Origin of the sequence: Streptomyces sp. NPDC006430, from assembly GCF_040612395.1 — a bacterium.
Classification (GTDB): domain Bacteria; phylum Actinomycetota; class Actinomycetes; order Streptomycetales; family Streptomycetaceae; genus Streptomyces.
Genome location: NZ_JBEXQA010000046.1, coordinates 17,796 through 34,341, shown reverse-complemented (window position 1 = coordinate 34,341; position 16,546 = coordinate 17,796). Strand labels below are relative to the sequence as shown.

Genomic DNA, 16,546 nt, shown 5'->3' with positions numbered 1-16,546 from the left:
TGCAGAGTTGGTCACGAGTCTCGTCCGGGATGCGCATACCACAACAACGAGCCCCGGAACGGGAAGCAACACCTTGATTTCCTGCAAGCCCTTAGGCGCTGTTCGGCTGGGGCTTGTTGAGGCTTTCTGTGCTGACATGGATGCCGATCTGATGCTGTCGTTTTTGGGGGGTTGGCCTGGTCGGTTTGTTGCCGGTTGGTATGGCCGGTGTGGGGTTGTTGCTGGTCAGGGGCGGTTCAGGTGGTAGCGGATGCTCGTCGCGATGTGGCGGAGTTGTTCGTTGTTCTGGCTGTTGATGAAGGGCAGGAGAGGGCTGTCCGGGCCGCGGTCTTGCAGCCGGCCGTAGGTTTTCGCTGCGGAGAGCAGGGGTTGCGCCCAGGTGGGCCTGGCTGCTGATGCGCGACGTGTGAGTTGTAGTGGTTGGCGACAGGGCTTTCAGTAGGGGTTTTGGCTGGTGGGCGGGTGGTGAGGTGTCGTTTTTCTACTGAAGGCCGGTGTCGTTTCCCGCTGAAGGTTTGCCGTCGCGTGTGTGTGTCCACTCGGGTGTGAGGGTGTAGAGGCCCCGGCCGGTGCGGCGGAGGATTCCTTCGCGGACCCAGCGTCCCAGTTCCGCGCGTAACCCTTGGGCGTCGTCCAGTCCGATACCGCGAGCGATTTCACAGGCGCGCCAGGTGCGGAGGGGATCGCTTCGCAGGAGTTGCAGCGTGCGGTCGCGGCGTCCGTCGGGGCCGGGACCGGCGGAGGGGTGCACGGTGACACTGATGCTGGTGATCCTGGAGGCGCCCAGGACTTGTGCCTGGTGGGGCGGGGCGGCGTAGCGGGAGATCGGGCATTTGACGCGGCGTGGGTTGACGCGGGCCCGGCGGGGTGGGAGCAGCGCGGGCCCGGCGGGGTGGGAGCAGATCGTGCAGCAGGGCCGGTGTGATTCGTCCCGGTCCGGTATCGGGCAATACGTCGGCGGCGGCGATGAGCTGGTCTTTGGCGGTCTCCAGAGCGACGGTGAAGGACGCGCGGTCCGGGTCGGTGCCGGGAAGCGTCTCGACGGCCTCGGCCATCGCCCGGCGCAGTGCCTGGTAGACGGTCAGGTGAGCCCAGAGTTCCTGCTGGATCCCGGTCGCGTCCTGGGATCGCAGTACCAGGCCGTGCTGCAGGGTGTGCCGAAGCGAGTAGAACGCGGACTCGATCTCCCATCGCTCGTGGTACAGCTCCACCAGCTCTGCGGCGGGGTAGCGACGGTGATCGGTCAACGTGGTGGCCAGCCGGTAGTGGCTTTCCAGCCGCAGCCCTTTGGCTGTCGTCACCGCGATGTGTGCATCGATGATCCTCAGCCGGGTCCCGTTGATCCTGGTCAGGAACGACCCGTCCGGTAGCAGCGCCCAGCGCGCGGGTGTCCGGGTTCCCTTGAGGCGTACCAGCAGCTGTGCCCCGGTGGCCGCAGCCTTCGCGAGGAAGTCGTCGGAGTCGAAGCCCCGATCGTTGAGCAGCAGCATCTTGTTGTCCAGCAGCGGTAGCAACTGCTCGGCGTATCCTGTCTCCTTCTCGGGCGTCGGTCCGAAGACCGCACCGAGCAGAGCTCGGGTCCCGGTCTCGCACAGCACCATGATCTTCAGCATCGGATAGCCGTCCGTACCGTAACGGTGCCTGTGTTTGCCCAGCCAGGCACAGCCTCGCGGCCGGTCGGGAGCCTTGGTGGAGCTGCAGCCGTCGAAGGCAACTGTGCGCCAGCTCCTGTAACGCACCCCTGGTGTGGTCGGTTGTGCCACGGGACCGGCCAGTGTCTCGAAGAGCAGCCGCTGTGGCGCGGCGCCCAGCCGCCGGTGCACCTCTCGCAGCGCCTTCTCCGACGGACGCAGCGGAAGGAACCCGCGCAGCCCGCAGGTGAGCTTGTCCCACACCCGGATGTAGCCAGCTGCGGGAAGAGAACCAGTGCCAGCACGAAGTAGACGCCGACCCTCGACGGCAGCAACCTCAGCCTCCGCTGGGTGCCACCAGTACGTTCCAGCACGTCATCGACCAGTTCAAAGGGAAGCTGCCGGGTCAGCTCGCCCAGATGCCCCGGAGCGAAGACACCGCCGGCGACGGTGACGGACGACGACGTGAGCGTGACGGTGGAACACTGAACGGGCAACGGGGCTCCTTCAGGCGGGAAGACCTTGGTCGGCTTCCTCGCTCTACGAGGAGTCCCGTAGCCCTGACCGGCACTTCTCCCAAATACCCCGCCCCTGTTGACAGCGGCGGACAAGCCATAACTCCGTGGCCTTGGAAGTATCCGTTGGAGTTGCGTGAGCGTGCGGTGCGGATGTATCGGACCGCCGAGCCGAAGCCCGTGATCCGCCGTATGGCCGAGGAGCTCGGTGTGCACCACGAGGCCCTGCGTAACTGGATCCGTCAGGCCGAGGCCGACGCCGAGGCCGAGGCTGACGCCGGTGAGCGAGGCGACATGCTCACCACCGCCGAGCGGGAGGAGCTTGCCGCCCTGCGGAAGGAGAATGCCCAGCTCAAGCGTGCGAACGAGGTCCTTCGGACAGCCTCGGCTTTTTCGCGGCCCAGCTCGACCCGACCCGGCCCAGGTGACCGCGCTCCTCGATGCGCACCCGCACCTGGGGGTCGAGCCCGTACTCCGGGAACTCTCCATCCCCTCCTCCACCTACTACCGCCGGCGCCAGGCGGAGACCGAGCCCTGCGAACGGCGCCGCCAGGACGCCGAGCTGACCAGCAGGATCCGTCAGGTCCACGACGAGTCCGGCGGGAACTACGGCTCACCGCGCGTGCACGCCGTCCTCCATCGTGAAGGCACTCGCGTCGGCCGCAAGCGCGTCGAACGGCTCATGCGCCAGGCCGGCCTCGCCGGAATCAGCCCCCGCCGGGGCAAGAGCTTCACCCGCCGTGACCCGGACGCCGACCTCGCCCCTGACCTGGTCCAACGCGACTTCACCGCGAACGGGCCGAACCGGCTGTAGGTCACCGACCTGACCATGATCGCGACCGAGGAGGGTCCACTGTGGCTGTCCGCGATCCGCGACGCGTTCTCCCGCCGGGTGGTGGCCTGGGCAACCTCCGCCCGCGCCGACGCGGACCTGGTCCTGACCACGCTGGAATACGCCCTGGCCAGCCGCGAAGTCGCCCCCGGGGAGCTCATTTCATCATGCGGACCACGGCTGTCAATACACGTCCGTGAAGCTCACGACACGCCTGGTCAGGGCCGGGATCCAGGCGTCGATGGGCTCGGTCGCCGACTCGTATGACTGTCAGTCTTCTCGCACCGGATCCCGCAAGGATCGGGTAGCCCCGGCCGAGGCGGTCTGACTCTTGCTTACGACTGACCCCACGGGTGTCCTGGCGTTGATCTGTCGACCGCCCGGCCGGGCACGCAGCAAGCGCTGCCGCCGGACGGACGTGACCTGATAAAAGCCTGGAGCCGACTCACCAAAGCGTCCCCGTGACAGTCCTGTCCGTCCGACCGGCGACAGCGTGACCTCCCACGCTACCGACCGGAAGGAACATCGTGCAGACCATCGAGCAGCCCAGGTCCGGGCATGTCGTGATCGGTGTCGACACGCACAAGCACGTCCACGTCGCGGCGGTGATGGACACGATCGGCGGGATCCTGGCCACCTTGACCATTCCCACCGACACCGGCGGTTTCCAGCAACTGCTGGACTGGGCGGCCTCGTTCGGCAAGGTCCTGGCCTTCGGGATCGAGGGCACCGGCTCCTACGGCGCCACACTGACATCGTTTCTCCGCAGGAACGGCCACAAGGTGGTCGAGGCCGGCCGGCCGGACCGGAGACTGCGGCGCATGAACGGCAAGTCCGACACCCTGGACGCCGAGAACGCCGCCCGCGCCGTGCTCGCCGGGTTCGCGACCGCCACACCGAAGAGCGCCGACGGCGAAGCGGAGATGATCCGCCGGCTCAAGGTCGCGCACGACCAGGCCGTTGAACAGCGCGCCGCGGCAATGGTCACGATGAAGGCCATGCTGGTCCACGCCCCGGACACCCTGCGCCGGGAGACCGCGGGAAAGACACAGATCACACTGGCGCGGCAGCTGGCAGCCCTGCGTCCTCGCCGCCTGGAAGGACCCGCGGACGCACTGCGCCACACGCTGCGGACGCTCGCCAAGCGGTGGCAGTACCTCGACGCCGAGGCCAAAGAACTGACGAAGATGATCGGCGACCTGGTCAAGCGGGCCGCTCCACAACTGCTCGAACCGTTCGGCATCGGGGTGGACACCGCCGCAGAAATCCTCGTCGTCGCCGGCGACAACCCCGAACGGATCAAGTCCGAAGCCGCTCTCGCCAAGCTCGCGGGCATCGCTCCCGTGCCCACCGGCTCCGGCATGACCAGCGGCAGGCATCGCATCAACCACGGCGGCCACCGACAACTGAACGCCGCGATCTACCGCACCGTCATCGTCCGCATGCAATTCCACCAGCCCACGATCGACTACGTCGCCCGCCGCACCACCGAAGGAAAGACGAAACGCGAGATCATCCGCTGCCTCAAACGCTACGTCATCCGCGAGGTCTACCACCTGCTCCGACCCGCCCCACGAGCGCCCCACACGGCCAGTTGACAACTATAGGAGCGTCAACGCCGCTGCGGAGAACCTGTGGATGGTCATCAAGACCGAGTGCATCCGCGGCCGCGTCTTCGCCACCAGGGCCGAAGCGAACCTCGCGCTCTTCGAGTACCTCGACGGCTTCTACAACCCCCGCCGCATCCAGAAACGACTCGGATACCTCAGCCCGATCGAGTACGAGGAGAAGTACTACGCCAACCAGGCAGCAACCGAACGAGCCAACCTGAAACCACGTCAACCCACCCTGACCAGCTAGTCAGCACCTCCCGCACAGCGGAGGAACCCCAGACCCACATCTGCCGCAACGTCTGGACCCGGTCAAGCAGCCGCAGGGACGCAGGAGCGTCCTGTCCGTGAAGGGCCACCAGCAGCCTCAGCCCGGCGGCGCCGATCTGCTCGACCCGCTCGGTGCGCTTCGCCTTCCCGTGGGTAGGCGGGTGACTTCGAACCGGTTCGCGTACCAGTCGAACCAGTCGGCAGGAACCGAGTCGGCCGGCCACTCCGGCTCGCGAACGGCCATGCCGTTCAATACAGCCCGCAGGGTCTCACCGAGCCGCACCAGGCCGTTGATCTGCCGAGAAGCACACAACACAATCGTGGAATCCGTGCGCGCACGGCCACCGGCCTTGAGTAATCCGTGCTCCGCAGCGGCCTCAAGAACCCGGTCCAGGAGTTCAATTCCGGCGTCTCCCGCGATCAGCCGGTTCCTGAATTCGGTGAGCACCGAGTGATCGAATCCCGGATCGGCCAGCTCCAGTCCCACCAGGTACTTCCAGTCCAGCCGCCCGCGCACGGCGTCTGCGGCCTGCCGTCCGAGAGGCCCTCGGCGAACTGCATGACCGACACCAGCGGCAGCCCAACCGGCTACCACACCGGCCCCTGCTCGGGTACGGCCAAGCGAAGTCCGCATCCAAGAACACTCGCCCAACTCATCACGGCCCTGCATCGCCAGGCTGCCCTTCGGGAACGCAGCCCGCGCCACCCGGGCCGTCTCCTCAAGAACCCCGTCGAACTCCCTAGCGTGCAACGACACCGGCACCTTCCCCAGACACAACGTCGGCCTGCACGACCACAACGCGTCATGAGAGCTGTCGTCACATCAACCCCGGTTGCTGCGCCGTTCCTACTCGGCCGTGCCACTGCGCCAGGAGCGTCAACTTCGCCGGTGACCGATTCACTCTGAGCAGGGATAACCGCAAGGGTTCAACGGGGGCTTTCGGCCATGACGGGGCGGGTGGGAGAGAGCGGGGAGGCATGTGTGGTGGCTGCGGTCGCCTTGGCCTCATCCATGACGGCGTGGGGGGGGATGGGTCCCGGGGGCGGATTCCGCAAACGTGCCTCGCGGGATTGGCCAAAGCCCTCCACTCATCACTTTACGTGTTCACCCGGATGCGATGCACTTCGGGATGTTTCGGCTCTGCCACGGCGCGCAGGTTGCGGCCGGCCGGCGGCGCATTCCAACAGCATCGACTCGAGGGGAAGAACCACCATGACCACACCTCCCGCTGCTCCGCTCCGCGTCGCCCTGGCCAACGGCAGCTTCGAACAGCCCCCCGTGACCAGTGTGGAAATCCTGCCGGACGCCTCACAGACACAGGCGTCCAAGTGGGTCCCGGGCTGGCTCACCACCGCCTCCGATCACAAGATCGAGCTGTGGCATTCGGGCTTTCAGGGAGTGCCAGCAGCCGAGGGCGCCCAGTTCGCCGAGCTCAACGCCAATGAGGTCTCCACGCTCTACCAAGACCTGCCGACCACGCCCGGTACGACGCTGTACTGGCGGCTGTACCACCGCGGTCGCCAGGGGGACGACACCATGGCACTGGACATCGGCGCGCCGGGCTCCACGGTGGAGCAGAGGCGCTTCACCGACGGCAACACCGCCTGGGGCTACTACACCGGCACCTACACCGTCCCGGCAGGTCAGACGCTGACACGCTTCGCCTTCCGTTCCATCTCTGCCGCCGGTGGTAACCGCGGCATCGGCAACTTCCTGGACGGCATCTTCTTTGGCACCGCCGCCTATGTGGTGCTCGACAAGACCGCCATTCCCGCGGGGCCGCTGGAGGTGGGCGACGTCGTCACGTACCGCATCACCGCCAAGAACGAAGGCGGCGGCGGGGCCGAGAACCTCATCGTGACCGACGTCATCCCGCAGGGTACGACGTACCTGCCTGGCTCCCTGCGCGTCATCGACGGCCCGAACGCCGGAGCGAAGAGCGACGCGCAGGGAGACGACCAGGCGTACTACGACGCCCAGGCGAACAAGGTCGTCTTCCATCTCGGAAACGGCGCTTCCGCCGTGGAAGGGGGCAGCCTGCCCAACACCGAGACCCTGCCGGCAGGTACCACGGTGGAGTACCGGGCCGTCATCGACCGGGCCAGTGGTGGCAAGCAGATCAGCAACACCGCAACCGCTTCCTACGAGAACCGGCTCGGTGACACGCCGGAGCCCCTGACGTCCACCTCCAACGAACAGGTCACACAGGTCAAGCCAGCCGCCGACCTGACCGTGACGAAGGCAGCCGACACCACGACCGTCACCGTCGGCCAGACGGTCACCTACCGCATCACCGTCCACAATGCCGGCCCGAACGACGCCACCGGCGTCACCGTCACCGACCAGGTCCCCGACGGCCTCGCCTTCCTGTCCGCCGACGGCCCCGGAAGCTACGACCCGGCCACCGGGCAGTGGACCGTGGGAGACCTGGCCGACGGCGCCACCGCCACCCTCGTGCTGCGGGCCAAGGCAACCAAGGCCGGCCTACTGAGCAACACCGCCACCGCCACCGGCAACGAAAAGGATCCCGACACCACCAACAACGCCGACAGCGTCAGCATCTGCGTCGAACCGGCCCCCTCCTGCTGCGACCCCTGCGCCAGCTAGGAGTAGCCCCCAGCCAATCGCCGCGAAGGCTACTGCCAACGACTACTCCCGGCCCACCCAAACTCAGTGGTCGGCTCCGGAAGTCGTTCGAGGGTTGACGTAGGGACAGGGCTTGTGCGGGGCGCCGGTTGGAGGTCGGTGGCGGTGAGGCAGAGCTCGCAGGCGCACTCGAGGACTTCTAAGCAGGCGGGGGCTGCCGACCCGGGCTCAGGCGCCGGTCGCGCCTGGTGTTCCCGCGAACGGAGACCTGACCCCCGATCAGCCCCGCGCGTGCTCCAAGAGCGGCAGCACCGTGCGCGGGTCACCGCCCGCGAACCACACCCCGATCACGAACGCGGCGGTGGCTTCCACGTAACCGGCCCGGTCCAGGCCGCCCGCGTCCAGCGGGATCGCGCCCAAGTCCGTCACCAGCGCGCGTACCAGATCCAGGGCGCCGGCGTCTTCCCCGCACAGCGGTACCGCCAGGCCGTCCGGGTACCGGGCCCACACCTCGGCGGCACACACATTGAACGCCTTGATCACGTGCGCGTCTGGCGCCGCGTCCGCGATCCGGCGGGCCGCGGACGGGCCGCCGTCGGTGGTGAGCATGAGCCCGCCTGGCCCTGGCACGATCGGGTTCGAGCAGTCGATCACGGCCCGCCCCGCGAGCGCGTCGGCCAGCGGCGCGACCACGTCGAGCATCGCGGTGTGCGGAAGCGCGGCGAGCACCGCGTCCCCGTGTGCGGCGGCCTCGGCGAAAGTTCCCGCGCGGGCCCCGAGCCGGGCAGCGAGATCCGTCGCCTTGCCCGCGTCGCGCGCTGCGACCACAATGTCGTGCCCGGCCTTCGCCCAGCCCGCGCCGAGGGCCTCGGCCATGGCGCCCGCACCCACAATTCCGATCCGCATATCGATCCCCTTTGTTTGACCTGCCGGTTCGTGCGAGTGAATCTAGGCCGGCCGACAGGAACCGTTCGGTTCCCGCCGGGGGACCATAATTGGGGGAGTGATGGAGTGATGGGGAGCAACGGCGAGTATCTGGCGGACTGTCGGGCGCGTGTGGGCTTCGACCTGTTGACCAATCGGTGGAACAGCGTGGTCGTGTTCGCGCTCGGGGACGGCCCGATGCGGCCCGGGCGACTGCGCGCGGCCATCGGCGGGATCAGCGCCAAGGTACTCAACGAGACGCTGCGCCGCCTGGAGTACGACGGGCTCGTCACGCGGCGGGCCCACGCGGAGGCGCCCCCGCGCGTCGAGTACGAACTGACCGACCTGGGCCACAGTTTCATGGTCCCGATCCGCGCGATGGGCGCGTGGTCGGCGGAACACGGCCATCGCGTCCTGGAGGCCCAGGACCGCGCCGACGAGGCGTCAGCCACGGCGTAGGTGCATGGGCATGGGCATGGGCATGGGCATGGGCATGCGGCCATCCTGCGGGATCGTCTCGGCACCGGCTGCGGCAGGCTACGACCCGTCGTGATCCACTTTTCCGATCGGCCCGTCCGCCATGCCCGCAGCCCCGGCCTGCCCGAGAGTCCCGACCGCCGCCGAGCGCGAGCGGTTGAAGAAGATGACCTACGGCCAGAAGTATGCCCTGATCATCCCGGATGAATGATCAGGGCATGCGTGATGGACAGATGCACCGGCTCAGACGGCTGTCGACCGGCGCTGGTGTGGCATGTTCCAGCCTTCGGCGAGTTTCGACGGATGAACGTTGTGCCCACCGCCGAAGAACTCGCAGAACTTCATTATCAGCGGGTCCCAGCCGAGCGGATCCACGTAGTGCGTCCCCGGAATGACCAGCTCCTGTTCGACATGGGCACGAAGGACCTCGACCTCAAAGGCAGTGGCGTGCGAAGTGGGACCGCCGAAGGGATGGGCCGAGACAACACGGCACTCAAGCTGGACCGGACATTCCGCGACCCTGGGGGCCCGGACCAGGTCCGATGCCTGCTCGGTCAGCTGTGCGGCCGAGAATTTGTCCGGCTCGTACCGGTAGCCCTGTTTCATTTTGTAGTCCGGCACGACTGGCTTCCCGGTGGTGAGCGCCATCCGGTCGACAGCATCGACCAATGCCGACGAGGGCAGGTTGAGCACGCACTCGCCCTCCCGCAGCAGGTTCGCGGTGGTCTGGGCATTGTTGCCAAGACCAAGCATGCACGACTGGCCCAGCCACCACGCCGAGGACATCGGCGCCAAGTTCGCCGTGCCGTCCTCGTTGAGTGAGCTGATCAGCACCACCGGCGTTCCGAAGTACAGGACCTTAAGCCCGGGGACAACATGCATGCGCCGTGCCTTTCGTGGAGTGCCAGACGGACAGGCCCGCGAGCAGGAACGCGAGCCGTCGCTGACTCTCTCGCGGGGGCGACTATCGACGCTGGCGGAAATACGACATCACGTTCTCACACGGGTGGAACGATCACGTCGTGTCGCCGACCACTGACACTTCCTGTCGCTGACCTGTCGGACGAAACGAGAGTGTCAGTACTCGACGACAGGTGAAGTGGCAGTAAGCCGGGCGCCCCGATTGGCCTGCGCGATCAGATCTGAGCGATGAGTGCGTAGCGTTCGTCGGTCACCGGACCACCCCAGAGGGCGGGGCAGCTGCTGAGGTCCTCGGTTCGCAGGTCGGTGACGAGCGGGCGTAGGACAGCTGTCAGTTCGGCGGCGCCGACGCCGTGATGCCAGGGCAGGGTCTCGGCTCCCGCGACGTAGGGGGCCCCGACCAGTCCGGCCTCGCGCCACCGGCCCTCGACCAGGACGAGCGTGCCACCCGGGCGGATGCGTCCGATCCACTCGTGCAACGCGGCCCGCGGATCGGGCAGCGTCCACACCAGATGGCGGCAGAGTAGGAGGTCGAACTGCTCGTCACCGGTGGGCGGCACCGCTGCGTCACCCGTGAGGAATCGGGCCTGGAGACCGGCGGCAGTCAGCTTGGCACGGGCCTGGTCGACCATCCGCGGCGCCAGGTCCACTCCCGTGACGCGATGACCGGCCTCGGCCAGTAGCCGCGAGAGCGATCCGGTACCGCAGCCGACGTCCAGCACATCCGCCGGAGCGGCCGGCGCCCAGGAGATCAGACGCTTCTGCCAGGCGGTGCGCGTGACCTCTTCGCGCAGACCGTGGTCGGGCTCGTCGTCAAAATCGGGGGCAGCGGCGTTCCAGTAGGCGGCGATGGCCGCAGGGTGCGTCATGGTGACGATCGTGGCATGCGCCACTGACAGAGCCTCAGTGCCATGTGGGCTGACGGTTCCATGACCTCATTCGGTGGTGGTGGCGGCTGCTTCGTCGTAGGCGGCGAGGGTGCGGGAGAGGGTGGAACGGCCGACGCCGAGGTGCTTGGCGATAGCGGTGACCGACTCCTTGCTGTCGCGGCGGCGGAGGGCGACGGCGAGCATGTCGCCGTCGATCGCGAGCGGGCGGCCCCCGTGGTTGCCGTTCGCCGCGGCGGTGTCCAGGCCGATCAGGTCCGTGGATGAACTCCCGCTCGACCTCCGCCATCGCGGCAAAGACGACGAACAGGACCTTGCCCGCGCCGTGCGGGTCGTAGGTGCCCACGAGGGGCCCGGTGCGGATCTCCAGGCGGTGGCCGCACTCGGCTAGGTTCTGCGCGCTGGTGAACAGCCCGATCATGTTGCGGCCGAGCCGGTCGAGCATGGTGACGGTGAGGGTGTCGGCTGGGCGCAGGTCGGCGAGGGCGGCGTAGTACTCGGGCCGGATCTTCTCCCGGGTGCCGACCTTCTCGACGTAGATGCGCACGCACTCGGCTTCCTTGAGGGCGCGGGCCTGTCCGGCGAGGTCCTGGCCCTTGCTGGACACGCGGGCGTAGCCGATCCGGTCGCCGGTACGCTCCAGCGTGGCGAGCAGGCTGGGGTCGGGCTCGGGGCCGGGCTGCCACGGCCGGCCGGGGCCGCGGGCGGCGGGGATACGGATCGCGGGACCGTCTCGGCCATGGTCTTGAGGATCGCGGGCCGTTCGGGCTCGGCAAGGTCGATCAGGAGGTCTTTGGCGAGGAAATCCATGGCGCGGTCCGCAGTGAACACGCCGAGTGCCCCTTGGGGAGCGGCGGTGAGGTGGCCGTAGTACGGGGCTGCCGCTTTGAGGAGCACGGTACGCCCCCGCGCGCTTCCGGTAGGGCCTTCGTGCTGCTCCGCTCCCAGCGGCGGCCCCCCAGACCGATGGCTTCGGCAAAGCCGTGGACGCGACCACCTGTGACCTCAGCACATATGGCCTGACCTGCATGTTTACCTCCATAAACCTAGGATGGACATGCACGGGCGACGGCGTGGAAGCAGCGTCGGCTGCATCGGTGACATCCGCTCACACTACTCAGGACGGCCCAGGGAGGGTGCTTCATGACCAAATCCGGCAATCCCAGTCAACCCGCGAACGAGAACGGGTACGACGGCAGTCACATCCAGATACTCGAGGGCCACGAGGCGGTACGCAAACGCCCCGGCATGTACATCGGCTCGACCGGCGAACGCGGCCTGCACCACATGGTGTACGAGGTCGTCTCGTACAGCGTCGACGAGCACCTGGCCGGCCACGCCGACGCCATCGACGTCACGATCACCGCGGAGGGTGGCATTCGCGTCGCGGACAACGGGCAGGGCCTGCCCCTCGACGTACAGGAGCCTACCGGCATGTCGGCCGTCGAACTCGAGCTGACGGAGCTGTCCTTCGGCTCCAAAGTCCACACCGGCTACGGAGTCTCCGGCGGCCTCAGCGGCCCGGGCCTGTGCGTGGTCAACGCGCTGTCGAACCGTCTCACGGTCGAGGTCCACCGAGACGGCCACCGTTGGACCCAGGAGTACGAGAAGGGCACCCCGGTCACCGCCTTGACGAGGAACGAGGAGACGGACGAACACGGCACCGCGATTGCGTTCCTGCCCGACGCGGACATCTTCGAGGCCACCCACTACTCGTTCGCCACGCTGTCGGAGCGCCTCCAGGAACTGGCTTTCCTCAACGGGGGCCTGGCCATCTCACTCACCGACGAGCGTCCGGAGCGGCCGGCCCGCCACCACCACACGGACGGCTTGCGGGCCTACGTCACCCACCTCAACCCCTACCCCCCGAGTCTCGTCCACTCCCCCGCCATCGCCTTCGAGTCGGAGAATCAGGACGAGACGATCTTCGTGCAGGTCGCCATGCAGTGGAACACCTGTCCCCCGGGCGAGTTCCGCTCCTTCGCGAACAGCACCCGCACCTATGGAGGGCGGTGCCCACAAACAGGGCTTCCGTGCCGCACTCACGAACGTCGTCAACGGCTACGCGCGCCGCCAACGGCAGCTGTCCGTACACGACGAGGACATCACGGCCGAAGCCATCTGCGAGGGGCTGACCGCGGTCGTCTCCGTAAACTCGCCCATCCCACCTTCGAAGGATCCACCAGAACCAAACTCAGCAACCCCGAAGCGGACGCCTACGTCCAAGAGGTCGTCCGCAGGCACCTCACCGACTGGCTCGACCACAACCCGAACCAAGGCCACAGCCATCATCCGCCACATCCTCAACACCCCTACCGCTCAGGGGAGGCGGTGACCCCGGCAGACCTCACGTGGCACCGTGGACGCCCATGGGACCCGTCAGCCGGCCCGAAGCCCGGACGTACGGCCCAGCAGCCCGTGCGGTGTCCTGCTCCCCTCATCGCAGGGGCGGGACACATCCGATTCCGGTCCCCCCCATCCTTGCAGCAGTCTTCGCCACCTGGCCTCTTCGTCAAGGTCCGGCGCAGCCAACGTGCTGGCGGGCACGGGAGCCGTCGTCCCAAGAACCGGGCGCAGGGAGATCAGGTACGCCTCAGCGGATTCGAGGACAGAAGCATCCGGGGCCTGTCGGCGCCCGCGGGCCTTGACCTCGAGCTCGTACCACCCCGCTCCGGAGGCGGACAGGACCGGAAGGTCTAACCGCGGCCCATCGACGACCGACTCGATACGCAGGCTACCCGTGGGCGACCAGACCAGCGCCGTCGCCTCCTCCTCCCATTCACCCGACGAGTCCTGCGAGGCCCACGTCCGGACCTCCACGCGCACGTTGCCGGTGTTGATACCGGTCCGCACGCGTCTGCTTCATCAGCCGGAAGGCGTGCTCCAGGTCGAAGCGGCGGAGGAACGACTGCCACCACCGGTCCACATCCGCCGACGCGACCGAGGTAGCGGAGCACCACAGCCAGACCGGTTTCGGGTCGCGGTCGCCCGGCAGGTACTCCACCGTCAGGCGCATCAATGTGCCGTGCAGGACGGGTAGTTCCTCTTCCGCGTGTTGCTCTCGGCTTTGGCGACACACGGGGCGATGCTGCCAGCGACGACGGCCTCATAGGCAGCCTCGGCATCCGCCTTCTTCAAGCCGAGAGCCTTCAGATGCGCCACGCACGACGCTTCGCCGGCGTGGGCTGCGGACGCAGCGGTCAGTGTCAGTCCGCCGGTGGCGAGGGCGCCCGACGGCGCAAGGACAGCGATTCGAGCGCGAAGAGTACGCATATCTGTGCTCCGCCTACTCCGTCGGCGACGGCCGTGACGTCTGTGTCGGTATCTTCGGTGTGCCGCCCGGGTTCGTGCCCAGGACGACGTACCACGACTTCCCCTTACGGGTTAGCGTCAGCGTCTCGTTGACGGGCCGGCCCTTGTCGTCCGTCGCGCGGACCTGGGCGTCTGCCGTGTCCGGGCCGAACTCGTGACTGACCCGGACGTCGTCCACGTGCAGCTTGCGTCCGCCCTGCGTGGCGACCAGCTTCTGCGCCTCCTCCTCCGTCCCCGCGTTCCCGGGCGGGCCGAGTTTCGCCAGGGCCTGGGCATCCCGGTCGTTGAGCGCCTTCACGTACGCGACTGCGGTGTCGCGCTCGTTTCTCGCCTTCCCCTGGTCACCGCCCCCGCTACCGTCGCACGCGGCCACGAACAGGACCGCGACCGCCGTCGCGCACACGATGCGAAGTGGTGTCTTCATGTCGCTCCAGAGGAAGGCGAGCCGGTCAACGACGGTGAACGATCAGGTGCGGTGCGCGTACCACGTCGTGTGCGGGCGCGCGGCGAGGAGGTTGGTGAGCTTGCGGTTGTGCGTGTTGTTCGTGTGGTACGTCAGGTAGATCTCGTCGGCGCCAGAGAAGCCCGTCACGATCATCGTGTGGTCGATGGTGTTGTCACGGTCCCAGTCCGCCTGCAGCACGTCGCCCAGGCCCATCTGCCAGACATTGGGCAGGATCCGGGTGCGCTGCGAGTGCTTCGTGGCGAACCAGTACCAGTTCTCCGCACCCGCCCAGGTGTAGCTGGTCGTCCAGGTGTGGCCGCCGTAGTACCACTTGTCCTTGTCCTTGCGGTCGAAGTACCCGCTGCCCTTCTGCTTCCAGCCACCGGCCTTCATGGCCTGCGAGATGAAGTTGGTGCAGTCGTTCCCGTAGGTGCGGTAGCTGCCGTTGGGGTTCTTCCAGTAGTGGTTCGCATAGTTGACCATCGCCGTGTAGTCGTACCCGGCGGCCAGGGCGGTCTTGTCGTTCGCGGTGCGCTGTCCGGCCACGTGGCCGGTGGCGGAAGAGGCCGTGCGTCGGTCCTCGTTCTTCGCGCCCGCGGGTTGCTCGGTCTTCGGCGGGGTGTTGTACGTGGTGACGTCCCCCGCGCCGAGGTCCGGGCGGTCCTCGGCGAGCACCCACTTGCCGGCCGCGTCACGCGTGAAGGTGAGCGTGTGGTCGAGGACGTACTCCTCGGCCTTGGGCTCGTCCGCCGAGCGGACGTTCGGGTAGAAGAGGCTCGTGCTCTCTGTCAGCCGGAGCGTGGCCTTGCCGCCCTTGTGTTCCGCCTTGCCCGTGGTGACCGTCACCTTGGCGCCGGAGTAACCGCCGCTGGCCTTCTCGTAGACGCGACCCATCCCGGCGAGCTGGGCGAACTCCGTCGCGAGGCCCTTCCGGAGTTCCGGTGTGGCACGGTCGGGCACGACCGGCGCCAGGCGGTGGGCTCCGGCCGTGGTGACCGAGTCGGCCCGCTGCTGCAGGTACGCGCGGGCGACCCCGGTCAGGTCCCGGACCTCGCTGCCGGCGAGCGGGCGGGGCTCCGCCGCTTCCGCGGACGCCTCGCTCCCGGCGGCGGATGCCGGTACGGCCGCGGTGAGCGCCACGACTGTCGCCGTGATCAACGCATACGGTAATCTGCGAGCGATCTTGCTCATGCTTCCCCCTGTTGTGATGGCTGACGCCTGTATCAGGGTGCTCTTGAAGAGGGCTCATGAGGCAGTAGGCGAGCCCTGATGGCCGAATGTCGACGCTGATTGGCGCGAGAGCGACTTACTTGTCCGACCGATCATATGACCGCATCGCGTACGGGTCGTTGATGTGGACATGGGGCGGGGAGATCTAACGGACGCCGAGTGCGAACGGCTGCGGCCGTTCCTACCGCTCAGCAACGGGCATTGTGGCAGGTGGCGGGAGCACAGGCAGGACCAGCCCGTTCTCGCGCCAGCGGCGGAAGAAGGCATAGACCCTGGCCCCGTCGGGGAAATCCGCGGGCATCGCCCGCCATGAAATCCCGCCCGCGACCAGGTAGCGGATCGCGTCCAACATCTGGCGGTGGCAGTAGCCCTCGGGCTGCCCGCCCGGCCCTCCAGCCAGGACGGCGTGGGCAGCAAGGGCCGCAGCGCCGCCCTCGCCGCAAGATCACCCCATCAGAAACCCTGTTCGACCCGCACGTTCCATGATCGGTTGAGATACAGCTACTGAACGAAGCCAAGGTCCGGCTACAGACGGTCCCCTGACTCTTTGTGAGCCGGTTCAACGATCAAGGTGATGCTGCCTTGGCCCGGTTCGCCGAGGCCCGAGGGGAAGCCGACCGTGAATGGCCCTACGTGGCGATCCTGGTCGCGCGTCTGGTCGATGCGGTCGTTCCGGAGGTCGAGGGCCCCGCTGGAGTGGCGGTGAACGTGGCGGATGCGGACGGGTCGATGCTGTTCCCGCCCGTGGCCGGGATCGTCCCCGATGCATGTGCCGTGGACGTCGAGGCCGAGTCCGCGGGGGTGGCCTGATGGCGGGCGACGGTGACTTCGAAGTATCCCCGCAGGCGGTTGCAGCAGTCCAGAAGGGTCTGCGGGCGGCGATATCGGAGCTGCGCGAGTTGGGG

The 16,546-nt window shown here is 67.7% G+C and carries 15 protein-coding genes and 6 pseudogenes; 10 read left to right on the top strand and 11 right to left on the bottom strand.

What is annotated here, in order from left to right; translation table 11 throughout:
* Positions 1–455: 455 nt before the first annotated feature.
* A pseudogene (locus tag ABZZ20_RS34175) lies at positions 456–2,128 on the bottom strand (IS4 family transposase); the annotation flags it as partial.
* On the opposite strand from ABZZ20_RS34175, the pseudogene ABZZ20_RS34170 reads away from it, so the two are divergent.
* The 5 genes and pseudogenes from ABZZ20_RS34170 to ABZZ20_RS34150 all read left to right on the top strand — a co-directional run.
* Positions 2,051–2,500: pseudogene (locus ABZZ20_RS34170) on the top strand (transposase); the annotation flags it as partial. The pseudogenes ABZZ20_RS34175 and ABZZ20_RS34170 overlap by 78 nt on opposite strands.
* 70 nt (positions 2,501–2,570) lie before the next feature.
* Positions 2,571–2,960: an IS3 family transposase gene (locus ABZZ20_RS34165; RefSeq protein ID WP_356876441.1), complete on the top strand. Its 390-nt coding sequence runs from the start codon at positions 2,571–2,573 to the stop codon at positions 2,958–2,960.
* Between the two features lie 15 nt (positions 2,961–2,975).
* Positions 2,976–3,245 carry a hypothetical protein gene (locus tag ABZZ20_RS34160; RefSeq protein WP_356876439.1) on the top strand — a complete coding sequence of 90 codons (270 nt, stop codon included), beginning with the start codon at positions 2,976–2,978 and terminating at the stop codon, positions 3,243–3,245.
* A 260-nt stretch (positions 3,246–3,505) separates the two neighbouring features.
* Positions 3,506–4,576, top strand: coding sequence for an IS110 family transposase (locus tag ABZZ20_RS34155; protein WP_356876437.1), 1,071 nt, complete (start codon positions 3,506–3,508; stop codon positions 4,574–4,576).
* 40 nt (positions 4,577–4,616) lie between these two features.
* On the top strand, positions 4,617–4,838 hold the full coding sequence (locus ABZZ20_RS34150) for an IS3 family transposase (protein WP_356876435.1): 222 nt from the start codon (positions 4,617–4,619) through the stop codon (positions 4,836–4,838).
* A gap of 117 nt (positions 4,839–4,955) precedes the next feature.
* Here the strand turns inward: ABZZ20_RS34150 and ABZZ20_RS34145 are convergent, their stop codons facing one another.
* Positions 4,956–5,492: a transposase gene (locus tag ABZZ20_RS34145; RefSeq protein WP_356876449.1), complete on the bottom strand. Its 537-nt coding sequence runs from the start codon at positions 5,490–5,492 to the stop codon at positions 4,956–4,958.
* 579 nt (positions 5,493–6,071) lie between these two features.
* On the opposite strand from ABZZ20_RS34145, the gene ABZZ20_RS34140 reads away from it, so the two are divergent.
* On the top strand, positions 6,072–7,466 hold the full coding sequence (locus ABZZ20_RS34140) for an isopeptide-forming domain-containing fimbrial protein (protein WP_356876433.1): 1,395 nt from the start codon (positions 6,072–6,074) through the stop codon (positions 7,464–7,466).
* Between the two features lie 258 nt (positions 7,467–7,724).
* On the opposite strand, the gene ABZZ20_RS34135 is transcribed toward ABZZ20_RS34140, so the two are convergent.
* On the bottom strand, positions 7,725–8,351 hold the full coding sequence (locus ABZZ20_RS34135; RefSeq protein WP_356876431.1) for an NAD(P)-binding domain-containing protein: 627 nt from the start codon (positions 8,349–8,351) through the stop codon (positions 7,725–7,727).
* Positions 8,352–8,459: 108 nt separating this feature from the next.
* Between ABZZ20_RS34135 and ABZZ20_RS34130 the strand changes: the two genes are divergently transcribed.
* Positions 8,460–8,828: a helix-turn-helix domain-containing protein gene (locus ABZZ20_RS34130; protein WP_356876429.1), complete on the top strand. Its 369-nt coding sequence runs from the start codon at positions 8,460–8,462 to the stop codon at positions 8,826–8,828.
* Between the two features lie 261 nt (positions 8,829–9,089).
* Here the strand turns inward: ABZZ20_RS34130 and ABZZ20_RS34125 are convergent, their stop codons facing one another.
* From ABZZ20_RS34125 to ABZZ20_RS34110, 4 genes and pseudogenes are all read right to left on the bottom strand, one after another.
* Positions 9,090–9,728: a flavin reductase family protein gene (locus ABZZ20_RS34125; RefSeq protein WP_356876427.1), complete on the bottom strand. Its 639-nt coding sequence runs from the start codon at positions 9,726–9,728 to the stop codon at positions 9,090–9,092.
* Between the two features lie 254 nt (positions 9,729–9,982).
* Entirely contained in the window at positions 9,983–10,636 is a 654-nt protein-coding gene (locus ABZZ20_RS34120; RefSeq protein ID WP_356876425.1) for a class I SAM-dependent methyltransferase, read from the bottom strand.
* Between the two features lie 66 nt (positions 10,637–10,702).
* Positions 10,703–10,951: a helix-turn-helix domain-containing protein gene (locus ABZZ20_RS34115; protein ID WP_356876423.1), complete on the bottom strand. Its 249-nt coding sequence runs from the start codon at positions 10,949–10,951 to the stop codon at positions 10,703–10,705.
* 22 nt (positions 10,952–10,973) lie between these two features.
* A pseudogene (locus tag ABZZ20_RS34110) lies at positions 10,974–11,684 on the bottom strand (recombinase family protein); the annotation flags it as partial.
* 113 nt (positions 11,685–11,797) lie between these two features.
* On the opposite strand from ABZZ20_RS34110, the pseudogene ABZZ20_RS34105 reads away from it, so the two are divergent.
* Positions 11,798–12,271 (top strand): annotated as a pseudogene (locus ABZZ20_RS34105) (ATP-binding protein); the annotation flags it as partial.
* A 385-nt stretch (positions 12,272–12,656) separates the two neighbouring features.
* A pseudogene (locus ABZZ20_RS34100) lies at positions 12,657–13,354 on the top strand (hypothetical protein).
* Positions 13,355–13,508: 154 nt separating this feature from the next.
* Here the strand turns inward: ABZZ20_RS34100 and ABZZ20_RS34095 are convergent.
* The 4 genes and pseudogenes from ABZZ20_RS34095 to ABZZ20_RS34080 form a co-directional block, all read right to left on the bottom strand.
* Positions 13,509–13,703, bottom strand: a pseudogene (locus tag ABZZ20_RS34095) (transposase); the annotation flags it as partial.
* Between the two features lie 237 nt (positions 13,704–13,940).
* Complete coding sequence (locus ABZZ20_RS34090; protein WP_356876421.1) at positions 13,941–14,390, bottom strand: hypothetical protein; 450 nt, start codon at positions 14,388–14,390, stop codon at positions 13,941–13,943.
* Between the two features lie 42 nt (positions 14,391–14,432).
* A complete protein-coding gene (locus ABZZ20_RS34085; protein ID WP_356876419.1) occupies positions 14,433–15,602 on the bottom strand; it encodes an amidase domain-containing protein in 1,170 nt (389 codons plus the stop codon).
* Positions 15,603–15,822: 220 nt separating this feature from the next.
* Positions 15,823–15,993, bottom strand: a complete 171-nt coding sequence (locus tag ABZZ20_RS34080) for a transposase (protein WP_356876417.1) — start codon at positions 15,991–15,993, stop codon at positions 15,823–15,825.
* A 230-nt stretch (positions 15,994–16,223) separates the two neighbouring features.
* Between ABZZ20_RS34080 and ABZZ20_RS34075 the strand changes: the two genes are divergently transcribed.
* On the top strand, positions 16,224–16,451 hold the full coding sequence (locus tag ABZZ20_RS34075) for a hypothetical protein (protein ID WP_356876453.1): 228 nt from the start codon (positions 16,224–16,226) through the stop codon (positions 16,449–16,451).
* Positions 16,452–16,546 lie beyond the last annotated feature (95 nt).